General features: G+C 55.4%; 14 protein-coding genes. 13 read left to right on the top strand and 1 reads right to left on the bottom strand.

Annotated elements, in window-relative coordinates; translation table 11 throughout:
• The first annotated feature begins 259 nt into the window (after nucleotides 1-259).
• The 12 genes from rpsB (at nucleotide 260) to AALG83_04405 (ending at nucleotide 13,305) form a co-directional block, all read left to right on the top strand.
• Nucleotides 260-1,066, top strand: coding sequence for a 30S ribosomal protein S2 (gene rpsB / locus AALG83_04460; GenBank protein ID MEY8382405.1), 807 nt, complete (start codon nucleotides 260-262; stop codon nucleotides 1,064-1,066).
• A 15-nt stretch (nucleotides 1,067-1,081) separates the two neighbouring features.
• The gene (tsf, locus tag AALG83_04455; protein MEY8382404.1) at nucleotides 1,082-1,735 is read left to right on the top strand and encodes a translation elongation factor Ts; all 654 of its coding nucleotides are present in this window, start codon (nucleotides 1,082-1,084) and stop codon (nucleotides 1,733-1,735) included.
• A 59-nt stretch (nucleotides 1,736-1,794) separates the two neighbouring features.
• Complete coding sequence (gene pyrH, locus AALG83_04450) at nucleotides 1,795-2,496, top strand: UMP kinase (GenBank protein MEY8382403.1); 702 nt, start codon at nucleotides 1,795-1,797, stop codon at nucleotides 2,494-2,496.
• Nucleotides 2,497-2,573: 77 nt separating this feature from the next.
• Nucleotides 2,574-3,134, top strand: a complete 561-nt coding sequence (gene frr, locus AALG83_04445; GenBank protein ID MEY8382402.1) for a ribosome recycling factor — start codon at nucleotides 2,574-2,576, stop codon at nucleotides 3,132-3,134.
• Nucleotides 3,135-3,136: 2 nt separating this feature from the next.
• On the top strand, nucleotides 3,137-3,337 hold the full coding sequence (locus AALG83_04440) for a hypothetical protein (GenBank protein ID MEY8382401.1): 201 nt from the start codon (nucleotides 3,137-3,139) through the stop codon (nucleotides 3,335-3,337).
• Between the two features lie 8 nt (nucleotides 3,338-3,345).
• Complete coding sequence (locus AALG83_04435) at nucleotides 3,346-4,077, top strand: isoprenyl transferase (protein MEY8382400.1); 732 nt, start codon at nucleotides 3,346-3,348, stop codon at nucleotides 4,075-4,077.
• Nucleotides 4,077-4,880: a phosphatidate cytidylyltransferase gene (locus AALG83_04430; protein ID MEY8382399.1), complete on the top strand. Its 804-nt coding sequence runs from the start codon at nucleotides 4,077-4,079 to the stop codon at nucleotides 4,878-4,880. The genes AALG83_04435 and AALG83_04430 overlap by 1 nt, the downstream gene beginning before the upstream one ends.
• 66 nt (nucleotides 4,881-4,946) lie before the next feature.
• Nucleotides 4,947-5,315: a DUF4180 domain-containing protein gene (locus tag AALG83_04425; GenBank protein ID MEY8382398.1), complete on the top strand. Its 369-nt coding sequence runs from the start codon at nucleotides 4,947-4,949 to the stop codon at nucleotides 5,313-5,315.
• Nucleotides 5,316-5,338: 23 nt separating this feature from the next.
• A complete protein-coding gene (gene dxr / locus AALG83_04420) occupies nucleotides 5,339-6,490 on the top strand; it encodes a 1-deoxy-D-xylulose-5-phosphate reductoisomerase (protein MEY8382397.1) in 1,152 nt (383 codons plus the stop codon).
• An 85-nt stretch (nucleotides 6,491-6,575) separates the two neighbouring features.
• Entirely contained in the window at nucleotides 6,576-7,607 is a 1,032-nt protein-coding gene (gene rseP, locus AALG83_04415; GenBank protein MEY8382396.1) for an RIP metalloprotease RseP, read from the top strand.
• 127 nt (nucleotides 7,608-7,734) lie between these two features.
• Nucleotides 7,735-8,820, top strand: coding sequence for a flavodoxin-dependent (E)-4-hydroxy-3-methylbut-2-enyl-diphosphate synthase (gene ispG / locus AALG83_04410; protein ID MEY8382395.1), 1,086 nt, complete (start codon nucleotides 7,735-7,737; stop codon nucleotides 8,818-8,820).
• Between the two features lie 93 nt (nucleotides 8,821-8,913).
• On the top strand, nucleotides 8,914-13,305 hold the full coding sequence (locus AALG83_04405; protein MEY8382394.1) for a PolC-type DNA polymerase III: 4,392 nt from the start codon (nucleotides 8,914-8,916) through the stop codon (nucleotides 13,303-13,305).
• A 120-nt stretch (nucleotides 13,306-13,425) separates the two neighbouring features.
• Here AALG83_04405 and AALG83_04400 read toward each other — a convergent pair whose 3' ends face one another.
• The gene (locus AALG83_04400) at nucleotides 13,426-13,629 is read right to left on the bottom strand and encodes a hypothetical protein (protein ID MEY8382393.1); all 204 of its coding nucleotides are present in this window, start codon (nucleotides 13,627-13,629) and stop codon (nucleotides 13,426-13,428) included.
• A 44-nt stretch (nucleotides 13,630-13,673) separates the two neighbouring features.
• Here AALG83_04400 and AALG83_04395 point away from each other — a divergent pair, with 44 nt between their 5' ends.
• Nucleotides 13,674-19,436, top strand: a complete 5,763-nt coding sequence (locus AALG83_04395; GenBank protein MEY8382392.1) for a hypothetical protein — start codon at nucleotides 13,674-13,676, stop codon at nucleotides 19,434-19,436.
• Nucleotides 19,437-19,504 lie beyond the last annotated feature (68 nt).

The raw sequence follows: 19,504 nt of genomic DNA, 5'->3' as shown, positions 1-19,504 counted from the left end.
CTCTTTCCAATTTCCGTACAAATCTTGACAGATTTTATGATAACATAATTTGAAAAAGAGCGGGCTGATTTTTGCGAAAAAAAGGAAAAAACAAAAGAGTTTGGCTTTGCGGCGCTTTTTTGTGAAAAAGCATTGCAAAGAAAAGGGGAAATATGGTATAATTGCCCCAATAACGCACTCATGCAGAGCGTTTTTCGTGTGCCTACGGGTGGAAAGGCGCGAAGAGGCATGGGGTGGGAAAACACAAGGAGGACAGAAAATGTCAGTTATTTCTATGAAACAGCTACTCGAAGCAGGCGTGCACTTTGGCCACCAGACCAGAAGATGGAACCCCAAGATGAAGAAATATATCTTCACCGAGCGCAACGGGATTTACATCATCGATCTGCAGAAAACCGTAAAGAAAGCCGAAGAAGCCTATATGTTCGTCCGCGAAATCGCAGAAGCCGGCAAGCCGATTCTGTTCGTCGGCACGAAGAAGCAGGCGCAGGAATCCGTGGAATTTGAGGCAAAGCGCTGCGGGCAGTATTATGTCGTCAACCGTTGGCTGGGCGGTATGCTCACCAACTTCAAAACGATCAAAACCAGAATCAACCGCCTGGAAGAGATTGAGCGCCTGGAAGAGACGGGCGAAATCAACCTGCATCCTAAGAAGGAAATTCTCGGCATGATGCACGAGAAGGAGAAGCTCGAGGCGAACCTGGGCGGCATCCGCAACCTTTCCGAGATGCCGGGCGCGCTGTTCATCGTCGATCCGAGAAAAGAGCACATCGCTGTTGCAGAAGCCCGCGCACTGGGCATTCCGATTGTGGCTATCGTCGATACCAACTGCGACCCGGACGAGATTGATTACCCCATCCCGGGCAACGACGACGCTATCCGCGCCGTGAAGCTGATCGTCTCCAAGATGGCAGACGCCGTTCTGGAAGGCCGTCAGGGCGAGCAGATGGAGGACGTTGAGGCTCCGCAGGCTGAGATGAGCGAAGAGGAGCAGGAAGCTGCTGCCATCGAAGAGATCGCAGAGGAAGTTGCGGCTGAAGTGCAGGCTGCGGCAGAGCAGGAATAAGTAAGGAGGAATACCATGGGTATTACTGCAAGTGAGGTAAAAGAGCTGCGCGAGAAGACTGGCGCAGGCATGATGGATTGCAAGAAAGTGCTGACCGAAGCAAACGGCGATATGGAGAAGGCGATTGAGCTGCTGCGCGAAAAGGGCCTGGCGGCTGCCGTCAAGAAATCCAGCCGCATCGCAGCGGAAGGCGTTGTTGATTCCTATATTCATATGGGCGGAAAAATCGGCGTTTTGCTGGAAGTAAACTGCGAGACCGACTTTGTCGCCAAGACGGACGAATTCAAGGCGCTGGTCAAGGATATTGCGATGCAGATCGCTGCCGCAAACCCCAAATATCTGCGCAAAGAGGACGTGGATACCGCAGAGCTGGATAAGGAGAAGGAGATTCTCCGCGTGCAGGCGCTCAACGAGGGCAAGCCGGAGAAGATCGTCGATAAGATGGTCGAGGGCAGAATTCAGAAATATTTTAAGGAAGTCTGCCTGCTGGAGCAGCCGTTCGTTAAGGATCCCGATAAATCCGTTCAGGATCTCGTAACCGAGAAGATCGCCAAGATCGGCGAGAACATTTCGGTTCGCCGCTTCGTCCGCTATGAGATGGGCGAGGGCCTCGAGAAGAGACAGGATAATTTCGTGGAAGAAGTTATGGCTCAGACGGGAAATAAGTAAAAAAACCAAGAAGAGAACACGGCTTCGTGTTCTCTTTTTTTATAGGAGGAAGAGAGCAGATGGAGGCAAAGTACAAAAGAGTCATTCTGAAGATCAGCGGAGAGGCGCTTTCCAGCCCGGGAGAGAATATCGATTTTGATATTGTGGGCATCGTCGCCAAGCAGGTAGCGGAAATTTCGGATATGGGCGTGGAAGTCTGCATTATTGTGGGCGGGGGTAACATCTGGCGCGGCCGCCAGGGCAAGCACATGGACAGAGTTACGGCGGATCACATGGGCATGCTGGCGACGGTCATCAACTCGCTGGCCATTCAGGATGCGCTGGAGGCGATGGGCAAGCAGGTGCGCCTGCAGACGGCCATTGAGATGATCAAAATTGCGGAGCCGTTTATCCGCAGAAAGGCCGTTCGGCATTTGGAGAAGGGCAGAATCGTCATTTTTGCCTGCGGCACGGGCAACCCCTATTTCACGACGGATACGGCTACGGCGCTGCGCGCGGCGGAGATGGAAGCGGATCTCATCCTGCTGGCCAAAAACGTGGACGGCGTTTACGACAGCGACCCCAAAAAGAACCCGGATGCCAAGAAGTTTGACGAGATTTCCTATCTGGAAGTCATCTCCCGCGGGCTTCAGGCCATGGATACCACGGCCGTTACCCTCTGCATGGAAAACAACATCCCCATTCTGGCATTTGGCCTCAGCGAAAAAGAGAGCATCAAGCGCGCAGTTTTGGGCGAAAAAATGGGCACACTAATCCGGTAGAGAAAAAAGGATTGTCAAAAGCCGGGGCATCAAGTAAAATAAGGCTAAGCAAGCATAGATAGCGAGGAGGAAAAGACATGGCAAATCATGAAGCGATTGATAAGGCGCAGGGCAAGATGGAAAAGACGATTGAGGCGCTGAAGAACGAATTTGTCAGCATTCGCGCAGGCCGGGCGAATGCGCAGCTTTTAAACAGAATTTCAGTCGATTATTATGGCACGCCCACGCCCATTCCCCAGGTTGGCAACGTGGCGACACCCGAGCCGCGTATGCTCACCATTTCCCTTTGGGACAACAGCATGATGAAGGAAGTGGAGAAGGCGATTATCGCATCGGATCTTGGCATTACGCCCACGAACGACGGCAAGATCATCCGCCTGGTTTTCCCGGAGCCCACGGCCGAGCGCAGAAAAGAGCTGGTGAAAGTCGCGAAGAAAGTGGCGGAGGAATATAAACAGATTGTCCGCGCGCACAGAAGAGACGCCATCGAGGCGCTGCGCAAGGATAAGAAAGAGGGCAACCTGACGGAGGACGATCTCGCTTCGCTGGAAAAGGACGTTCAGGCATTGACGGACAAATACGGCAAGAAGGTTGACGAGCTTTTGAAGGAAAAAGAAAACGAAATCATGGAGATTTAGTTTTGGAAACATCCCTGGATTTGCTGGGTTTGCCGCTGGCCCAGGCAGAGGAAATCGTCTCTGGCCTGGGCAAACGCGTCAAAACAGTGCAATATGAATCAAAACGAGGGCTGGAAGGCGCTGATGACTGGAGAGTGCTCCGCTGCCGCGAGCGGGATGGAGAAGTGGAACTGGTCGTCAGCGCATTTTTGACGCAGCTCTAGGAAGGCTTATGGTAAAACAAGAGTTACTGGAGAAATATGGCCTAGACCGGGACAGCATTCCCGGGCATGTCGCCATTATCATGGATGGAAACGGCAGATGGGCCAAGGCGCGGCATATGCCGAGGACATACGGGCACAAGAAGGGCGCCGAGCGCGTCAAGGAGATTGTGCGGCTGAGCTCGGATTTGGGCGTTAACACGCTGACGCTCTACGCTTTTTCTACCGAGAACTGGAAGCGGCCCAAAGAAGAGGTTGGCCTGCTCATGGGGCTGATTATCGAATATCTGCGCAAAGAGCTTCGGGAGCTATGGGAGGAGAACGTCCGTTTCTACTCGATTGGCGATCGGCAGACGCTGCCGAGTGAGGTGCGGGCGGTGATCGAGGAGTCCGAGGCTGAGACAAAAGAGAATACAGGGCTGAACCTGGTCGTCGCCATCAATTACGGCGGGCAGGATGAGCTGGTGCAGGCGGCAAAGCGGCTGGCAGAGGATTTTAAGGCCGGAAAAACCGAGCTGAATCAGCAGGCTTTTGAGGATAGATTTTATACGGCGGGGCTGCCAGCGGTGGATTACGTCATCCGCACCAGCGGCGAATTGCGCATGAGCAATTTCCTGCCCTACCAGGCGGCATATGCCGAGCTTTGCTTTACGCAGACGCTTTGGCCGGATTTTGATGCGGAAAAATATGTGCAGGCGCTGCGGGAATACGCCGGGAGAAACCGGCGGTTTGGAGGAATCTGATGTTTATCACAAGGACGATCGTCGGCCTTTTGGCGGCGGGGCTGCTGCTGGGCATCGTGCTGCTGCACGGCGTTTATATTCAGGCGGCAGTGGTGATCGTGGCGCTGATCATGGAATATGAGATGATAAGGACCATGAAGGCCAGCGGCAAAATCAAGCCGATTGCGCCGGTTTTATACGCCGTAACCCTGGCACTGCCCGTTCTGACCTATTTCTTCTCGGATATTGGGGCAGTTTATGCGCTGGTTGGCGGGCTATTGGCGCTCTTCATTTGCGGGATCGCCTGCAAGCGCTATAATATGGAGAGCGTTTGCTACAGCGTATTTGCCATGTTTTATCCGCAGTTTCTCATGCTTTTCCTCTATAAGATGGTGCTGATTTCGGATGTGGACAAAAGCCAGCTGATGATTTTCACGGCATTTGCTGCGGCTGTCTGCGAGGATACGCTGGCTTACTACATTGGCAGGCTGTTTGGCAGGCACAAGCTTTGCCCCGAGATTAGCCCTAAAAAGACCATCGAGGGCGCGGCAGGCGGTTTAATTGGCGGCATCGTCGGGACGGTCGCTTTGGCGCTGATTTGGGGGCACCAGGGAATCGGCATTGGGTGGTATGTGCTGCTGGGGGCTGTCTTGGGCACGCTCTGCCAGTTTGGCGATTTGGCGGCTTCGCTCATCAAGCGGCAGTTTGGCGCCAAGGATTTTGGCAACCTGCTTCCCGGGCACGGCGGGCTGATGGATCGGCTGGACAGCACGATTTTCATTCTGCCGGTGGTCTGGCTCTTCTTCCATCTATTCGGGATGTAGGAAGAGGACGAAAAGAGCGCTGGTTTGCGCTCTTTTTCATAATAGATAGAAAATGGAGAAATAAAAATGACAACAAAGATAATCGGTGGGGTGGCGGTGATAGAGAGCAGGGAAGCGATCATCAAAGACGCCGCATCCGCCATCGATTTGATGATGACAGTGAAATATGAGACGGGATGCGACAAAATCGCCCTGAATAAAGAGGCGTTTGTCCCGGAATTTTTCATCCTCAGCACGCAGATTGCAGGGGAGATTTTGGAGAAGTTTATCACCTATCGGACTCGGCTGGCAATTTACGGAGATTTTTCCAGGTATACCAGTAAGCCGCTCAAAGATTTTATTTATGAGAGCAACCGTGGGAAGGATATTTTCTTTGTGGAAAGCCAGGAGCAGGCATTGCGGCGGCTGGGCGCAGAACAGTCTGCCAGAAAATGACGCGATAGAATCGGAGAAAAAACGTGAGACGAAAGAAAATTGCCGTATTAGGCGCGACGGGTTCGATTGGCACGAGCACTTTGGCCGTGCTGCGGGATTTGCAGGAAGAATATGAGGTTTATGCGCTTTCGGCGCACCGAAACATGGCGCTTTTTGCCGAGCAGATTCGGGAGTTTGCGCCCAAAGCCGCCGCGGTTACGGATGAGCAGTGCGCCAAGGATTTCCGGGCAGAAGGGGTAGAGCTTTTTGCGGGAGAGAAGGGGCTGATTCAGATCTGCGATGGGGCGGATCTCGTGATTTTGGGCGTGGTTGGCGTGGCGGGCCTGCCGGTTTTTGAGCATTGCCTGAGAGCCGGAATACCAGTAGCGCTGGCGACCAAGGAGGCGATGGTCTATGGCGGGCGGCTGGCCCGGGACCTGATGGAGCAGACGGGCACGCCTGTTTTGCCGCTGGACAGCGAACTTTCGGCCATTTTCCAATGCCTGAAGGGCAACGAGATGTGCCCGCCCGAGGAGATTTTGCTCACGGCATCCGGTGGCCCTTTCCGGACCTGGCCGCTCGAGCGCATTCAGCAGGCGACGCTGGAGCAGGCGCTGAAGCACCCCAACTGGAGCATGGGAGCGAAGATCACGATTGACAGCGCGACCATGGCCAACAAAGGGCTGGAGATCATGGAGACGCGCTGGATGTTCGACATTGCGCCTGAGAAGATCACGGTTGTAGTGCACCCGGAGAGCATCGTGCATTCGGCGGTGCGGTTTGCAGATAATTCGGTCATGGCGCAGCTGGGCGTTCCGGATATGAAGCTGCCCATTGCATATGCGCTGGGGCATCCGGGGCGGCGCAAAAACAGCGTGGAGAAGCTGGATCTTTTCCAGATCGGCGCGCTGCACTTTGAGCAGCCGGATTTGAAAAAATTCCCCTGCCTGGCGCTGGCCATGCAGGCAACCCGGGGAGACGGATCGGCGCAGATGATCTTCAATGCGTCAAACGACGTGGCCGTGGAGCTGTTCCGCGCCGGGGCTATCACGTTTTGGCAGATTTCCGAGGTCATCAGCCAGGCGATGGATCATTTCGCGGGCGTACGCGCCAAAAGCTTTGACGAGATCTACGGCATCAACGAGCGCATCAAGGCGTATGTGCGCCAGCGGCATTTGCCGCAGGCGGGTAAATAATTTGTGAAACTTTGAAAAAAGCGACATGGCGGCGCGGCAAAAGGAGTATACTATACTCATCAACTTTGCGCGCAGGGAGGCTTATTTGAATACAGTACTGGGAATTATAGGCGGGCTGTTGCTGCTCACATTTTTGGTCGTCGCCCATGAATTCGGGCATTTTAAAGCGGGCAGGGCCTGCGATATGCGGATAGAAGAATTTGCCGTGGGCTTTGGCCCCAAGCTGTTTTCCAAAGTGAGGGATGGCATTCGCTATTCCATCCGCGCATTGCCGCTGGGCGGGTTCGTCCAGTTTTACGGCGAGGATGCGCAGGAGGTTTTGGAAGAGCCCAGGGCATTCAACAACCGGCCCATCTGGCAGCGGTTTTTGACACTGCTGGCCGGCCCGGCCATGAATATTTTGCTGGCGTTTGTGCTGACGGTGGGCGTGCTGGTGGGATACGGCGATTTTGTGCCCGTGGTGGCCAGCGTGCAGGAAGGGATGCCGGCGCAGCAGGCCGGCCTCAAGGAGGGCGACCGCATTGTCAGCGTGGATGGCAAGCGCATCGATTTCGCCATGGAGTTTGATGGAATCGATCTGGCAAAGAGCGGCGAGAGCGTGAATCTCGGCGTGGAGCGGGATGGCCAGCGGATGGAATTCGAAATTCCGTTTGAGTATAACGAGGCGGAAGGCCGCAACATGATTGGCATCACCTATTCCTCGGATACGCGCCAGCGCTTTGGATTCTTTGAGGCCATCGGGCTTTCCTTTAAATGGATGTATCTGATCATTGCGCAGATGCTCTCGTTCCTTGGAAATTTGGTGTTCCGCGGAAAAGGCGTCGAGGGGCTGGCTGGGCCGGTGGGCACGATTGGCATCGTCAGCCAGGCGGTACGATCCGGGCCGGAAGTTTTCCTGCGCATTGCGACGCTGCTCTCGGTGAACCTGGGCATCATGAACCTGCTACCCATCCCCGGGCTGGACGGCGGCCGGATTTTGCTGCTGGGCGTGGAAAAGCTGCGGGGCAAGCCGCTGCCGCAGAATAAGGAAGGGCTGATCAATCTCATCGGCATGGGGCTGATGTTTCTGCTGATGATTTTCCTGACTTACCAGGATATTGCCCGTCTGCTTTCCTGAAATTTCAAAATATTTCTTTTTCGGCAAAAAAGCGCCTAGCAGGCGCTTTTTTTGATGGGGACGGGGGAAGAGCGCATGAGAGACGGGTTTCGGTGGCGCTCTTTTTGTGCTACAATAAAAAAAATTCATGCCATTCGGGCAAAACGCCGGAGCTGGGAAGCCGGCAAAAGGGGGAGAAGGTTTGAAGCGGGAAATTAAAATAGGAAGCCGCGCCATTGGCGGGCAAAACCCAATTCTCATCCAATCGATGACAAACACGGATACGGCAGATATTCCGGCGACGCTGGCGCAGATGGCCGCGCTGGAGGCGGCGGGCTGCGAGATTGTGCGCGTCGCTGCTTACGACATTGCGGCGGCAAAGGCCATTGCCCAGCTCAAAAGGGGGACAGCCATGCCCATCGTGGCGGACGTGCATTTTGATTACCAAATTGCGCTGGCGGCGATCGAGGCCGGGGCGGATAAGATCCGCATCAATCCGGGCAACATTGGCAGCGAGGAGAAGATACGGTGCGTGGCAGATGCGGCAAAGGAGAGGGGCATTCCCATCCGCGTTGGGGCGAATACCGGCTCGCTGGCGAAGGAGTACCGCGGAAAAAAGCGCAGTGATGCGCTGGTGGAAAGCGCGCTGGAGAACGTCCGCATTCTGGAAAAATGCGGCTTTTACGAGATTGTCGTTGCGCTCAAGGCTTCGGATGTGCCTTCGACGGTTGCGGCATATGAGCGCATGGATGCGCTGGTGGACTACCCGCTGCATCTTGGCGTAACAGAGGCGGGAGGGCTGAACAGCTCCTGCATCAAATCGGCCATGGGCATTGGCGCGCTGCTCTTGCAGGGCATCGGCGATACGCTGCGCGTTTCGATTACAGGCGATCCCGTGCTGGAAGTGGGTGTGGCAAAGGATATTCTGCGTTTTGCCGGAAAGCGCAGCTTTGGCCCGGAGATCATCTCCTGCCCGACTTGTGCCCGCACGAAAGTTGGCCTGGAGCGGCTGGTGCGGGAAGTGGAGCGGCTGGCAAAGCCGATTCAAAAGCCGTTGAAAATTGCCGTGATGGGCTGCGTCGTCAACGGGCCGGGAGAGGCCAGAGATGCGGATATCGGCATTGCCGGAGGGGAAGGCGAAGGGTTGATTTTCCTCAAAGGAAAGCCGGCGCTGAAGGTTTCAGAGGAGAAACTGCTGGGAGAATTCGAGCGGCTGTTGAATACATTGGTTTAAAAGAGAACGGCGGGCTATGAGACAGCAAGCAGGAATAGAGGCGCGCAAACCCAGATGCGCGGCTTGGTATGCAGGCGAAGCGGAGAGCGGGAAATGGAAGCAAGGACATCGTTACATCCGGATATGGGATATACCCCGAGCGGGGTGCGGCAGGTCGTTTTGAATATACTTGCAAAAAAGCAGGAGACGGCGCAGATTGCCTATGAGCGCATGGCCTATAGCCGCGCCCGGGGGCAGTATGTGATCTTCTTATCCAGCGGGCAGTATATGGAGATGGCGCAGCTGTTCCGTCTGCGCCGGGAAATTGGCGCACAGCTGCCTGAACTGCAGAATTTTGAGGTGATTGTGCGCCAGCCTGCCGAGCTTTTGGAGGACGGCGCGCTTTTGGAGCGCACCATCCGCGAATTTCTGATTGCCGAGGAGCCAGGGCTCATCCCGTTTCTATGCCCGTGCAATTTTGCCAGGGAAGGGGATTTTCTCAATATCACATTTGGCCGGGAGCTCGCCCCTGAGCTTTTTTCCCGCATGGGGGCGGCGGAGAAGCTGGAGCGCTTTCTGGAAGATTACTATGGGCTGAAGCTGAAAGTCAAAAAGCTGGCCTGTGATTTGAATACGCAGCAGCAGGAAGGCCAGAGCCAGAGCGCGGCACAGATTTACACCGAGTTTGTCAAAAAAGATGCGCCGAAAAAGGCACCTGCGAAGCAAAGGAAAGCGCCTGCGGCTGCGCCGGCAGATGCGCCTTGGGAGACGGCCGCGCCGGCTCAGGCAAAACCGGCAGGCGGCGGGCAGAGCGGCAGGCCTTATATGCGCAAAGCCCGGGGCATGGACGGGGATCTTACAAAAATTGCGGATCTGCTGCCCGAGGGCGAGGCGATCATCGAAGGGGATATTCTCTCTGTCGAGGCGCGGCTCATCCGGGACGGCAAGGATACGCTGCTGACGTTTGGGATTACGGATTACACCTCTTCCATCAAATGCAAGAAGTTCCTCAAAGGGACGACGGACGAGCTGCTCAGCGTGATAAAAAAAGGAGAGCGCTTCAAAGTCCGCGGGCGCAATGTTTACGATACCTATGCCCGGGAATACTGCTTCAATGTGCTGGGCGTGCAGGAAGCGAAAAAAACCGAGCTGATGGATGACGCGGAGGAAAAGCGCGTGGAACTGCACCTGCACACCAACATGAGCGCGCAGGACGGCGTTTCGGGCGCCGAGGCCTATATTGCCCGGGCGGCCAAATGGGGGCACAAGGCCATTGCCATCACGGATCACGGCGTGGTGCAGGCTTTCCCGGAGGCGGCAAATGCGGCAAAAAAATATGGCATTAAAGTGATCTTCGGCATGGAGGCGTATCTCGTCGACGATCAAAAGAAGATCTATGCAGGCGGGCAGGATCGCAGTTTTGACGACGAGTTTATCGTTTTTGACATTGAGACGACGGGACTGCGGCCGGATACCTGCGAGATCATCGAGATTGGCGCGGTGCGCGTCAAAAACGGCGAGATTTTAGATACGTTTGGCATGTTTGCGCGGCCCAAGCGGGGCGTGCCCTATGAGATTACCAAGCTGACGGGCATTACCAAGGCGATGGTGGAGGATGCGCCGGAAATTGAGGAAGTCATCGAGAAATTTTGGGCCTTTGCCGGGGATGCCTGCCTGGTGGCGCACAACGCGGAGTTTGACACGGCGTTTGTATTTGGCAAAAGCAGGGCTATGGGCATCGAAGTGCACAGCGACGTTCTGGATACGCTGGCCGTTGCCCGAGCGCATTTGAAGGAGCTCAAGAGCTTTAAGCTCAACAAGATCGGGGATCACTATGGCGTAACCTTCGGGCACCACAGGGCTGTGAACGATGCGGAGGCCACGGCGAAGATCTTGCTCTGCATGTTTGCAGAGCTAAAGGAGCAGGGCGTGCAGACGCTGCAGGGGCTCAACTATATCGGAGACACCAAGGCCATTGCCCGCAGTGCGAAGCCCTTCCACTCCATCATTTTATGCAAAAACAAGGCGGGGCTGGTCAACCTCTATAAGCTGGTTTCTCTGGGACACCTGGAATATTTCCACAACCGCCCGCGCATTCCCAAGAGCGTGATGGCACAGCACCGGGAGGGGTTGATCTTTGGCTCTGCCTGCGAGCAGGGCGAGATTTACCGCGCGGTTCTGGACGGCGCAGAGGACAAACGGCTGGAGGAGCTGGCGGATTTTTACGATTATCTGGAAATTCAGCCACACGGCAACAATGCTTTCCTCGTCCGGGAAGGCATGGTGGCGGACGAGGAGGAGCTCAGCGAGATCAACTGGCGCATCTGCCGCATTGCGGAAAAACTGGGTAAGCCCGTCTGCGCCACGACAGACTGCCATTTCCTGAACGAAGGGGACGCCTATTTCCGGCGCATTCTCATGGAGACGACTGGCTTTAAGGATGCCGATCAGCAGGCGCCGCTCTTTTTCAAGACGACGGGGCAGATGCTGGCGGATTTTGCTTACCTGGGTGAGGAAAAGGCCAGGGAAGTCGTCATCCAAAACCCGAACGCCATTGCGGAGCAGATTGAGCAGATCGAGCTGTTTCCGGGCGAGACGGCCATGCCCTATATCGAAAACGCAGATAAGGAGATTTTGGAGCGGGCTTATGCCAAGGCCAAGCGGCTTTACGGCGATCCGCTGCCTGAAGTCATCGAAAAACGGCTGGACAAGGAGATGGGCAACATCATCCGAAATGGCTTCGCCGTGCTCTACTGGAGCGCCATGAAGCTGGTGGACAAATCCATGGAGGATGGATACCTGGTTGGCTCGCGCGGCTCTGTCGGCAGCTCTTTTGCGGCCTTTGCGGATGATATTACGGAGGTCAACCCGCTGCCGCCGCACTACCGATGCCCAAGCTGCAAGCACTACGATTTCGACGTGGACCGGGAGAAATACGGTTGCGGCGTGGATATGCCCGAAGCCTGCTGCCCGGTTTGCGGAACCAAATATATCGCGGATGGATATGATATTCCGTTTGAGGTTTTCCTGGGGCTGAACGCGGATAAAGTTCCGGATATCGACCTGAACTTCTCGGGGGAATACCGCCCCCGGGCGAATAAATATGTAGAAGAACTGTTTGGCGAGGAATACGTGTTCCGAGCCGGGACGATTTCGGCCATTCAGGAGAACACGGCCAAGGGCATCGTCCGCAAATTCGCTGAAATGCACGAGATGCAGCTAAACAGCGCAGAGCTGGAGCGGCTGGCAATGGGCATCAGCGGCGTCAAAAAGACAACGGGGCAGCACCCGGGCGGGCTGGTGATCGTGCCGCACGGCCGGGAGATCTACGAGTTTTCGCCCATTCAAAAGCCAGCGGACAAGATGGCGGTGGATACCGTTACCACGCACTTCGACTTCAACTCCATGCATGATATTCTGATCAAGCTGGATATTCTCGGCCACGATAACCCGACGATGATCCGTATGCTGCAAGACCTCATCGGGTTTGACCCGCTGCAAATTCCGCTGAATGACCCGGAGACCATGTCGCTCTTTACCAGCACGAAGGCGCTGGGCATCACGCCTGAGCAGATTCGCGGTGTGCCGCTGGGCACGTTCGGCATCCCGGAATTCGGCACGCCGGCGACCATGAATATTTTGAAGAAAACCAAGCCGACGACGCTTTCCGAGCTCATCCGCATTTCGGGCATTTCCCACGGCACGGATGTTTGGAAGGGGAACGCGGAGGATCTCATCGACCAGGGCATCGCGCCGCTTTCGGGCGTCATCTGCACCCGCGACGACATCATGAACCATCTGGTCTATAAAGGCGTGGACCACAAAATGGCGTTCTTCATTATGGAGAGCGTCCGCAAAGGAAAGTGGGCCAAAGGCAAGGAGAAGGACCAGGAGAAGATGGAGCAGGCCATGCGGGATGCCAACGTCGAGGAATGGTTTATCGAATCCTGCCGCAAGATTCAGTATATGTTCCCAAAGGCGCATGCTGTTGCATATGTTGTAATGGCGCTGCGCATCGCTTACTGCAAAGTGCACTACCCGGCGGAGTTTTACGCGACGACGTTTACCATCAAGCTGGAGGATTTCGGCGCGCTGACCATTCTCGGGGGCATTCCCGCCATCAAGGCGCGGCTGCGGGAGCTAGACGAGCTGGGCATGAAAAAATCTGCTACGGAAAAGAGCGAAGGTGTGGTTTTGGAGCTGGCGCTGGAAATGCTGGAGCGCGGGCTCAAGTTTTTGCCGGTGGATCTCAAAAAGAGCAAAGCCAAGCAGTTTACTCTGGAGGATGGCAAAATCCGCATGCCGTTTATGGCCGTGCCCCAGCTGGGCGACAAAGCGGCCGAGCTGCTGGAACAGGAAGCCTCCGAGGGAGATTTTCTCTCGGTGGAAGAGCTGAAAAAGAAGTGCAAGCTCTCCTCTTCGGTTTTGGATACCATGCGGGAGATGGGCTGCCTGGCGGGGCTGCCCGAAAAAGCGCAGCTGACGATTTTCGACGTGCTGGGCTAGGGGAAAGAAAGAGCGGCTTAAAGAGAGATTTTTAGGGCGTCATTGAGAAGAGAGAAGGGCAGAAAGATGCAATTTTTTCCAAAAACCGATAAAAACTGAAAAAAACTTGCCTTTGCTTCTTTACTTTTCTTCTGAAAGCGTGATATAGTGAAAGAAAATCATGATAGAATGCTGATATCTATCATAGGGTGACAGGCGAGCGAGGAAGCGTTTTCTGCGGCAGTATGCTGGATTGGGGAAGGAAAAGCGGGCAGCGGGAACGCCGGCGCCCTGCCGTTGTGAAAGAAAGCCGAGTGTTTTGTCTTTTGCAGCGGTATTTTGCATTGAGAGAATAATGGCATGAAAATGCTTAGGAAAAGAGGATAACAATGAAAACGAAAGGATATTGGAAGACGCTGAGCATGATGCTGTGCATCGCGATGGTTTTCTCCATCGCATTTGGCGGCATCAAGATCCCTGTGGCGCAGGCTGCTGAGGTTACGCAAAATCCTGGGGAATCATGGAACAGCTATCTGGATCGCGTTTATCAGGCGCGCTATGCGGAGTTTTTGACACTGCGCGCGAAGAATGCCGATAATAACGTTCCGGAGGATCAGGTCTGGACGGGCAACGCCGTGCAGCCGGCAGGAGACGCGGACGGCGACGGCCTGCTGGATATTTACACAGCGGCGGAGTTTCGCTGGGCGCTGACCAACAAGAGATCCTGCGAGCTGATGAACGATATCGACCTGGGCGGCCGCAAAAACGTAACCTGGACGCCGGTCGCAGACCCAGGCGCTGTTACCATCGAAGGCAACGGCCATACGGTTTACAACATGAACTGCAGCGCCGGTCAATATGGTGGCTTAATCGCTTCGACGGCCAGAGGCGCGCTGGGGGCTTACTCCTTTAAGATGCAGAACATCCGTTTCCGCTACTGCTACACCAGAGCGACGGGGCAGTATTCGGGCACGGTTATCGGCTTTATGGGCAACGGCATTATGAAGCAGGTTTCCGTCGAGGATTCTGTCGTCTGGGGCGCGGCGCATACGGGCGGCATCATGAGCGCATGGAACGCCGCAGGTGATCCCGCTCTCAACAGCTTCTATGTCGAGATGGATCAGTGCCATACGCGCAATATTACAGTTTACGGGACGAGCTGCGTCGGTTCCTTTGTGGGCCCGGCATCGGGCACGAAAGTAACCAATAGCTATTCCATCGACAGCTATGATATTTCGACGGTCTCGCACTCCGGCGGTTTTATTTCCTGCCCGGGTTATTGCTATGTCGAGAACTGTTTTACCAACGTCAAGCTCTACTGCAACGCAGACGGCGGCGTTTTTGTGGGTATTTGTCATCTGAGCAACTCGTTTAAAAACTGCTTCTCCGCAGGCGTCGTTGAGGGAACTTCCAACGTCGGCGGTTTCTTTGGCCGGAGCGAGAATTCGACAGATACTTTTGTCAACTGCTACAGCACATCTATGGTCGGCATGCAGAGTTCTGCGAGCGGCATGGGCGGCTTCTACGGCGGCGACTCGAACAACACGGCCAGAGGCACGAACTGCTACTGCGCCGGCGAGGTCGGCACGACACAGACGGTCGCGCCGCACAGCTCCATCGGCGGCTTTGGCGGCACGAACGTGAGCGCCGGCCGTTTCAACAACTGCTATTACGACAAGCAGACCTCGGGCATGGGCGAATATGCCATCGCGACGACGCCGCACACCAGCTATGCCGGCATTTCCGGCTATCTGACGGGCCAGATGATCGGCGATGGGATGAAAGATGAATTTGGCAGCGCGGACTGGGTTTACCGGGACGGCATGTATCCGCAGCTGGCCGTCTTTGCAAACGCATCCGAGAGCTTCGGAAATGAGACGGATCGGATGATTGCGAAGGCTTATTCGGCGGCTTCGGTTTGCACGGCGCTGCTGCAGCCTTCCAACCTGGGCAAGACGCAGGAAGAGCTGGAGGAATATGGCCCGGCGGATTATGACAAAGTGCGCGATATCAGCGTGCTGTTCCCGCTGACGAATAATGAGCTGGCGGGATATGGGCCGGGAAGCGGTTTCTCCATTTCCTGGAGAGTGCGGGATGGCTACACCTGCAACCTGCCGGGTTCCATGAATGGCCTGCCCGTTATCACGATCGATCCCAAGACGTATGAGGTTACAAACTTTGCGCCTGGCGTCGGCTGGGTGGACGTCTCTGTGGATACGGGCGTAGTCAACCCGCAGAACGGCCAGAATATCGTAGGCCAGCGCTTTATGCGGCTGGTTCCGACGACGGTTATTTCTCTGGCTTCCAGCGCGGGTGTCGATAAAGTAATTTACGTTGCAAACGATGAGCGGCTGAGCAAGGATGATATTTCCTACGATCACCGCGAGAACGTCATCTTTGCAGCGGGCAAATCGCAGGACGTGGATACCGGCGCCATCAAGACCGCAGGATACCCGGAAGGCGATACCAGTTTTGGTTATCGGGGAGCTGGCGAGGACAAAGAGGTTGTCGGCGTCGATCTGGCAAATGATGTTGGCGGCGGCAAGGCGGTTGTAGTCGTCTCCAAGCTGAACCCGGAAACGGGCAAATATGAGGAGCTGGATATTACCTCGGAAGAACAGCTTAGGGAGCTTTTGCTGCGCGAGCGGGATGCGGCAATCGACGATATCGGCGTTTATCTGCTGGAGTATCGCTGGTATACTTCGGGTAACCTGAAGGGCGGCTATATCACCAACAGCAAGACGCTGACCGTGCGCTATTCGCTGAAAGTTTCCTATGACTGGAACCATCCGTCTCATAAGGATGACAGTGTCATTCAGGCGGATGATTACCCCTATACCATCGGCTCGACTGTAAACGGCACAGGCAACCAGACGCCGGAGGATCCCAGCGTCAAGGGCTACACCTTCATGGGGTGGTCGACCGATCCTAAGGCGGATCCGAATAAATTCGAGCAGTTTACTGCGGATACTCCGCTCAAAGACGATACAGTTGTATATGCCGTTTGGAAGATCAACTCGTATGACGTTTCCATCGTAAAGAATGGCCGCGGCACCATCAGCGGCACGGGCGCCTATGATTACGGCTCCAACGCGAAAGTAACCTGGCAGCCGGAAGAGGGCTGGTACACCAACTATGTCATGGTGGACGGCGTGATCCGCGATGACCTGCTGAATAAAAACGAATACACCTTTAAGGGAATTGAAGAGGACCACACAGTTTATGTGGAATTCGGGCAGGATAAGCGCGTGGACACCTCGGAATATTATCAGGTAACGACGACGCGGACGGGCGGCGACGACAGCTGCAAGATCAGCAACTCTGTCTCTGTGAAAGCGGGGGAGAGCGCGACGGTTACCTGGTCTGCCGGCGAGGGCTATGTCGTCAAGAAGGTGCTCATCGACGGCATTCTGGCCGCTACTGATCAGAAGGGCAGCTATACGTTCCACGGCATGGGACGCAACCACGATGTGGAGGTTGTCTTTGAAAAGGCAGAAGACAAGGGAACTATCCATGTAACCGAGGAATATTCCACAGTTACCACTTCCAAGAGAGGCAATGGCACGGTTTCGACGCCCAGTGCCAGCGTGAAGAATACGGATTCCTACACCGTTCAGTGGCAGCCGGATCCGGGCCACAAAGTCGCGAAGATCATCGTCGACGGCCAGGAGATCACGGAAGAGAGCGTCCTGAAATCGGGGCAGTACACCTTCTCGCCAGTGGATCACGACCGCACGATAGAGGTCGTATTCGAGGCAGATCCGGATAGCCCGGATTATCCGGGACCGGTGGACCCGGACGTAGAGAAAACAACCTTCACGGTTGAGACGCTGATCACTGGAGGCCCTGGCACGATTACCCCCGGCGCGGCCATCGAGGTTGTTACCAATGAGGGCAAGCCGGAAGCGGGCACGGATTATAAGGTGGAATGGGATACTCCGGATAAGCGCTATAAAGTGAAAGACGTTTATGTGGATGGCGTATCCATCAAGGATAATCCTTCGGTTAGCTCGGAAATAGAATTCAAGGACATCGACAGCGACCATAAAGTGCTCGTCGTCATGGAGCCGAATCTGTTCCAGGTTAAGACCATCGTCGAGGGCGAAGGAAAGATCACGCCCGGAGCGACACTGTTCTGGGGCGAGAACTATGGCGTCAGCTATGAGCCGGCAGACGGATGGGAGCTCAAGCAGATCTACCGGGATGGAGTTGCTCAGATTGAAGAGCCGGAAGCGAGCCCGGAGGCCAGCTCTCAGAGCAACGATGAGCCAGAGCCGGAAGAGCCTGTAACGCTGAGTGCATTGGCGGCGTTTGCAAGCTGGCCGGCCAGAATGAACGGGCTGATGACCTTAGCGGATGACCCGACGAACGGCAAGATGGACTTCAACGCCATTGAGCAGGATCATATCGTCAAAGTTGTCTTTGCCAAGACAGATGCGCCGGACGATGACACCACCATCAAGCATACGGTTACCACATCGCTGAACGGCGGTGTTGGCAGTGTAACGCCGGGCGCGGTTCTGGAAGATGGAAGCTCGTATACGGTCGAGTGGGAGATTGGCGACGGCTATGAGCTGGATACTGCGATTATCAGGGTAAACGGCGTGGAGAGAGAAGCCGCCGTCAATGGCAACAAGATCGTCATCGACAGCCTGAACGACGATGTGGAAGTGGTCGTATCGCTGCGGCCGACCAAGACGGTAAGCGGCCCGGGTGCAGCGCCAGACGGAGATGATACGCCGAAGCACAACATCTACACCAGCATCGAAAAGGGCGCAGGCACGATCACCTCTTCGATGAACGGCGTTGCGCAGGGCAGCGACCAGACAGTTTACTGGACGTTTGGCAATGATTCTGCGATTCGCACGATCTATGTGGATGGCGTTGTCCGCGACGACTTGCTCAAAGCGGGCAAATACACCTTCAAAAATATCGACAAGGATCATAGAATCGATATTTATATCAAGGAAGATCCCAACGGCACGGGCGGCGTAGTGGACAAGGAATCCTACCGCATCTCGACCGCACTGAGCGGCCAGGGCGAGATTTCCAACAGCACCACCGTAAACAAGGGTGAGAATACCAAGGTCAGCTGGAAGCCGGCGAACGGCTATCAGGTGAACAAAGTGTTTATTGACGGCGTGGAGCGGCCGGATCTGGCCAGCGCGAATGAGGTGATCTTCAACAGCGTGGGCGCGGATCACAATGTCTATGTCGATTTCACCAAGGTCGGCTCGACGGGCGATACGCCTTCGGCGCAGAAATATCATGTGAATACCGCAATCCAGGGCGACGGCACAATCTCCCCTTCGGCTACTTTGGAAAAGGGAGAGAGCAAGACGGTTTCCTGGAGCCCCAAGAATGGCAGCGTTGTGGCGGCGGTGATTGTGGATGGCATTGTCCGCGATGATCTTCTGAATGCAAGCTCCTACAGCTTTAACAACATTGACAGCGATCACAGCGTGGAAGTTTTGTTCAAGAAGCCGGACAGCGGCGAGCAGACCCCGGACAGCAGCGAGAGCGGAGAGAAATATATCCACATCAAGACCGCGACCAGCGGCCAGGGCAGCATCAGCGCTTCCAAGACCATGAAGGCTGGAGAAAGCTATGTCGTTACCTGGGCGCCGGCAAATGGCTGGAAGGTGGCGGGCGTCATGCTGGATGGCATGAATATTGAGAGCCTGGCCAGCGCAGATCAGATGAGCTTTAACGCGCCGACGGCAGACCACACCATCCGCGTCATCTTCGTTCCGGCGGACGGCAGTGCTCCCGGCAAGGCATATAAAGTTGAGACCGAGCTGGTTGGCGGCGAAGGCATGATCACATCCTCCGGCGAGGCTCTGGAGGGCGGCAGCTACACGGTTAGCTGGAAGCCGAATGTTGGATACCAGGTCGCAAGCATCATTGTCGACGGAGTGGAGCGGCCGGATCTGCTGAACGCCGGTTCGCTGACGCTGAGCTCTATTCACGAGGAACACAGCATCCGCGTAGTGCTCAAGAAAGCTGAGGGCAGCAATGGCGGCGGCATGGCGAAGACGGGCGATGGAACGCCGCCTGTCGTGGCGCTGGCGATGTTTGTGATGATGACCGCAGTGGCTATCGCGCTTGGCATCGGCAAACGTGAGCGCAAAGTATACCGCCATGCGAAATAAGGCGGGAAAACAATAGAAACGAGGAAGCAAGCGAGCAATCGCTTGCTTCTTTTCTTTGCATGGATTTG

It is taken from the genome of Christensenellaceae bacterium 44-20, assembly GCA_041223705.1.
Lineage (GTDB): Bacteria > Bacillota > Clostridia > Christensenellales > Christensenellaceae > QANA01.
Note: the sequence above shows the minus strand (reverse complement) of the source record. Positions and strands in the feature narration are given on the sequence as shown.

Bases quoted from the DNA above. Each gene is read 5' to 3' on its own strand.
- AALG83_04400 (MEY8382393.1), bottom strand. From the start codon at position 13,629: ATGCAAAATACCGCTGCAAAAGACAAAACACTCGGCTTTCTTTCACAA.
- pyrH (MEY8382403.1), top strand. From the start codon at position 1,795: ATGGAGGCAAAGTACAAAAGAGTCATTCTGAAGATCAGCGGAGAGGCG.
- AALG83_04425 (MEY8382398.1), top strand. From the start codon at position 4,947: ATGACAACAAAGATAATCGGTGGGGTGGCGGTGATAGAGAGCAGGGAA.
- AALG83_04435 (MEY8382400.1), top strand. From the start codon at position 3,346: ATGGTAAAACAAGAGTTACTGGAGAAATATGGCCTAGACCGGGACAGC.
- rpsB (MEY8382405.1), top strand. From the start codon at position 260: ATGTCAGTTATTTCTATGAAACAGCTACTCGAAGCAGGCGTGCACTTT.
- AALG83_04405 (MEY8382394.1), top strand. From the start codon at position 8,914: ATGGAAGCAAGGACATCGTTACATCCGGATATGGGATATACCCCGAGC.
- AALG83_04395 (MEY8382392.1), top strand. From the start codon at position 13,674: ATGAAAACGAAAGGATATTGGAAGACGCTGAGCATGATGCTGTGCATC.
- ispG (MEY8382395.1), top strand. From the start codon at position 7,735: ATGCCATTCGGGCAAAACGCCGGAGCTGGGAAGCCGGCAAAAGGGGGA.
- tsf (MEY8382404.1), top strand. From the start codon at position 1,082: ATGGGTATTACTGCAAGTGAGGTAAAAGAGCTGCGCGAGAAGACTGGC.
- AALG83_04430 (MEY8382399.1), top strand. From the start codon at position 4,077: ATGTTTATCACAAGGACGATCGTCGGCCTTTTGGCGGCGGGGCTGCTG.
- frr (MEY8382402.1), top strand. From the start codon at position 2,574: ATGGCAAATCATGAAGCGATTGATAAGGCGCAGGGCAAGATGGAAAAG.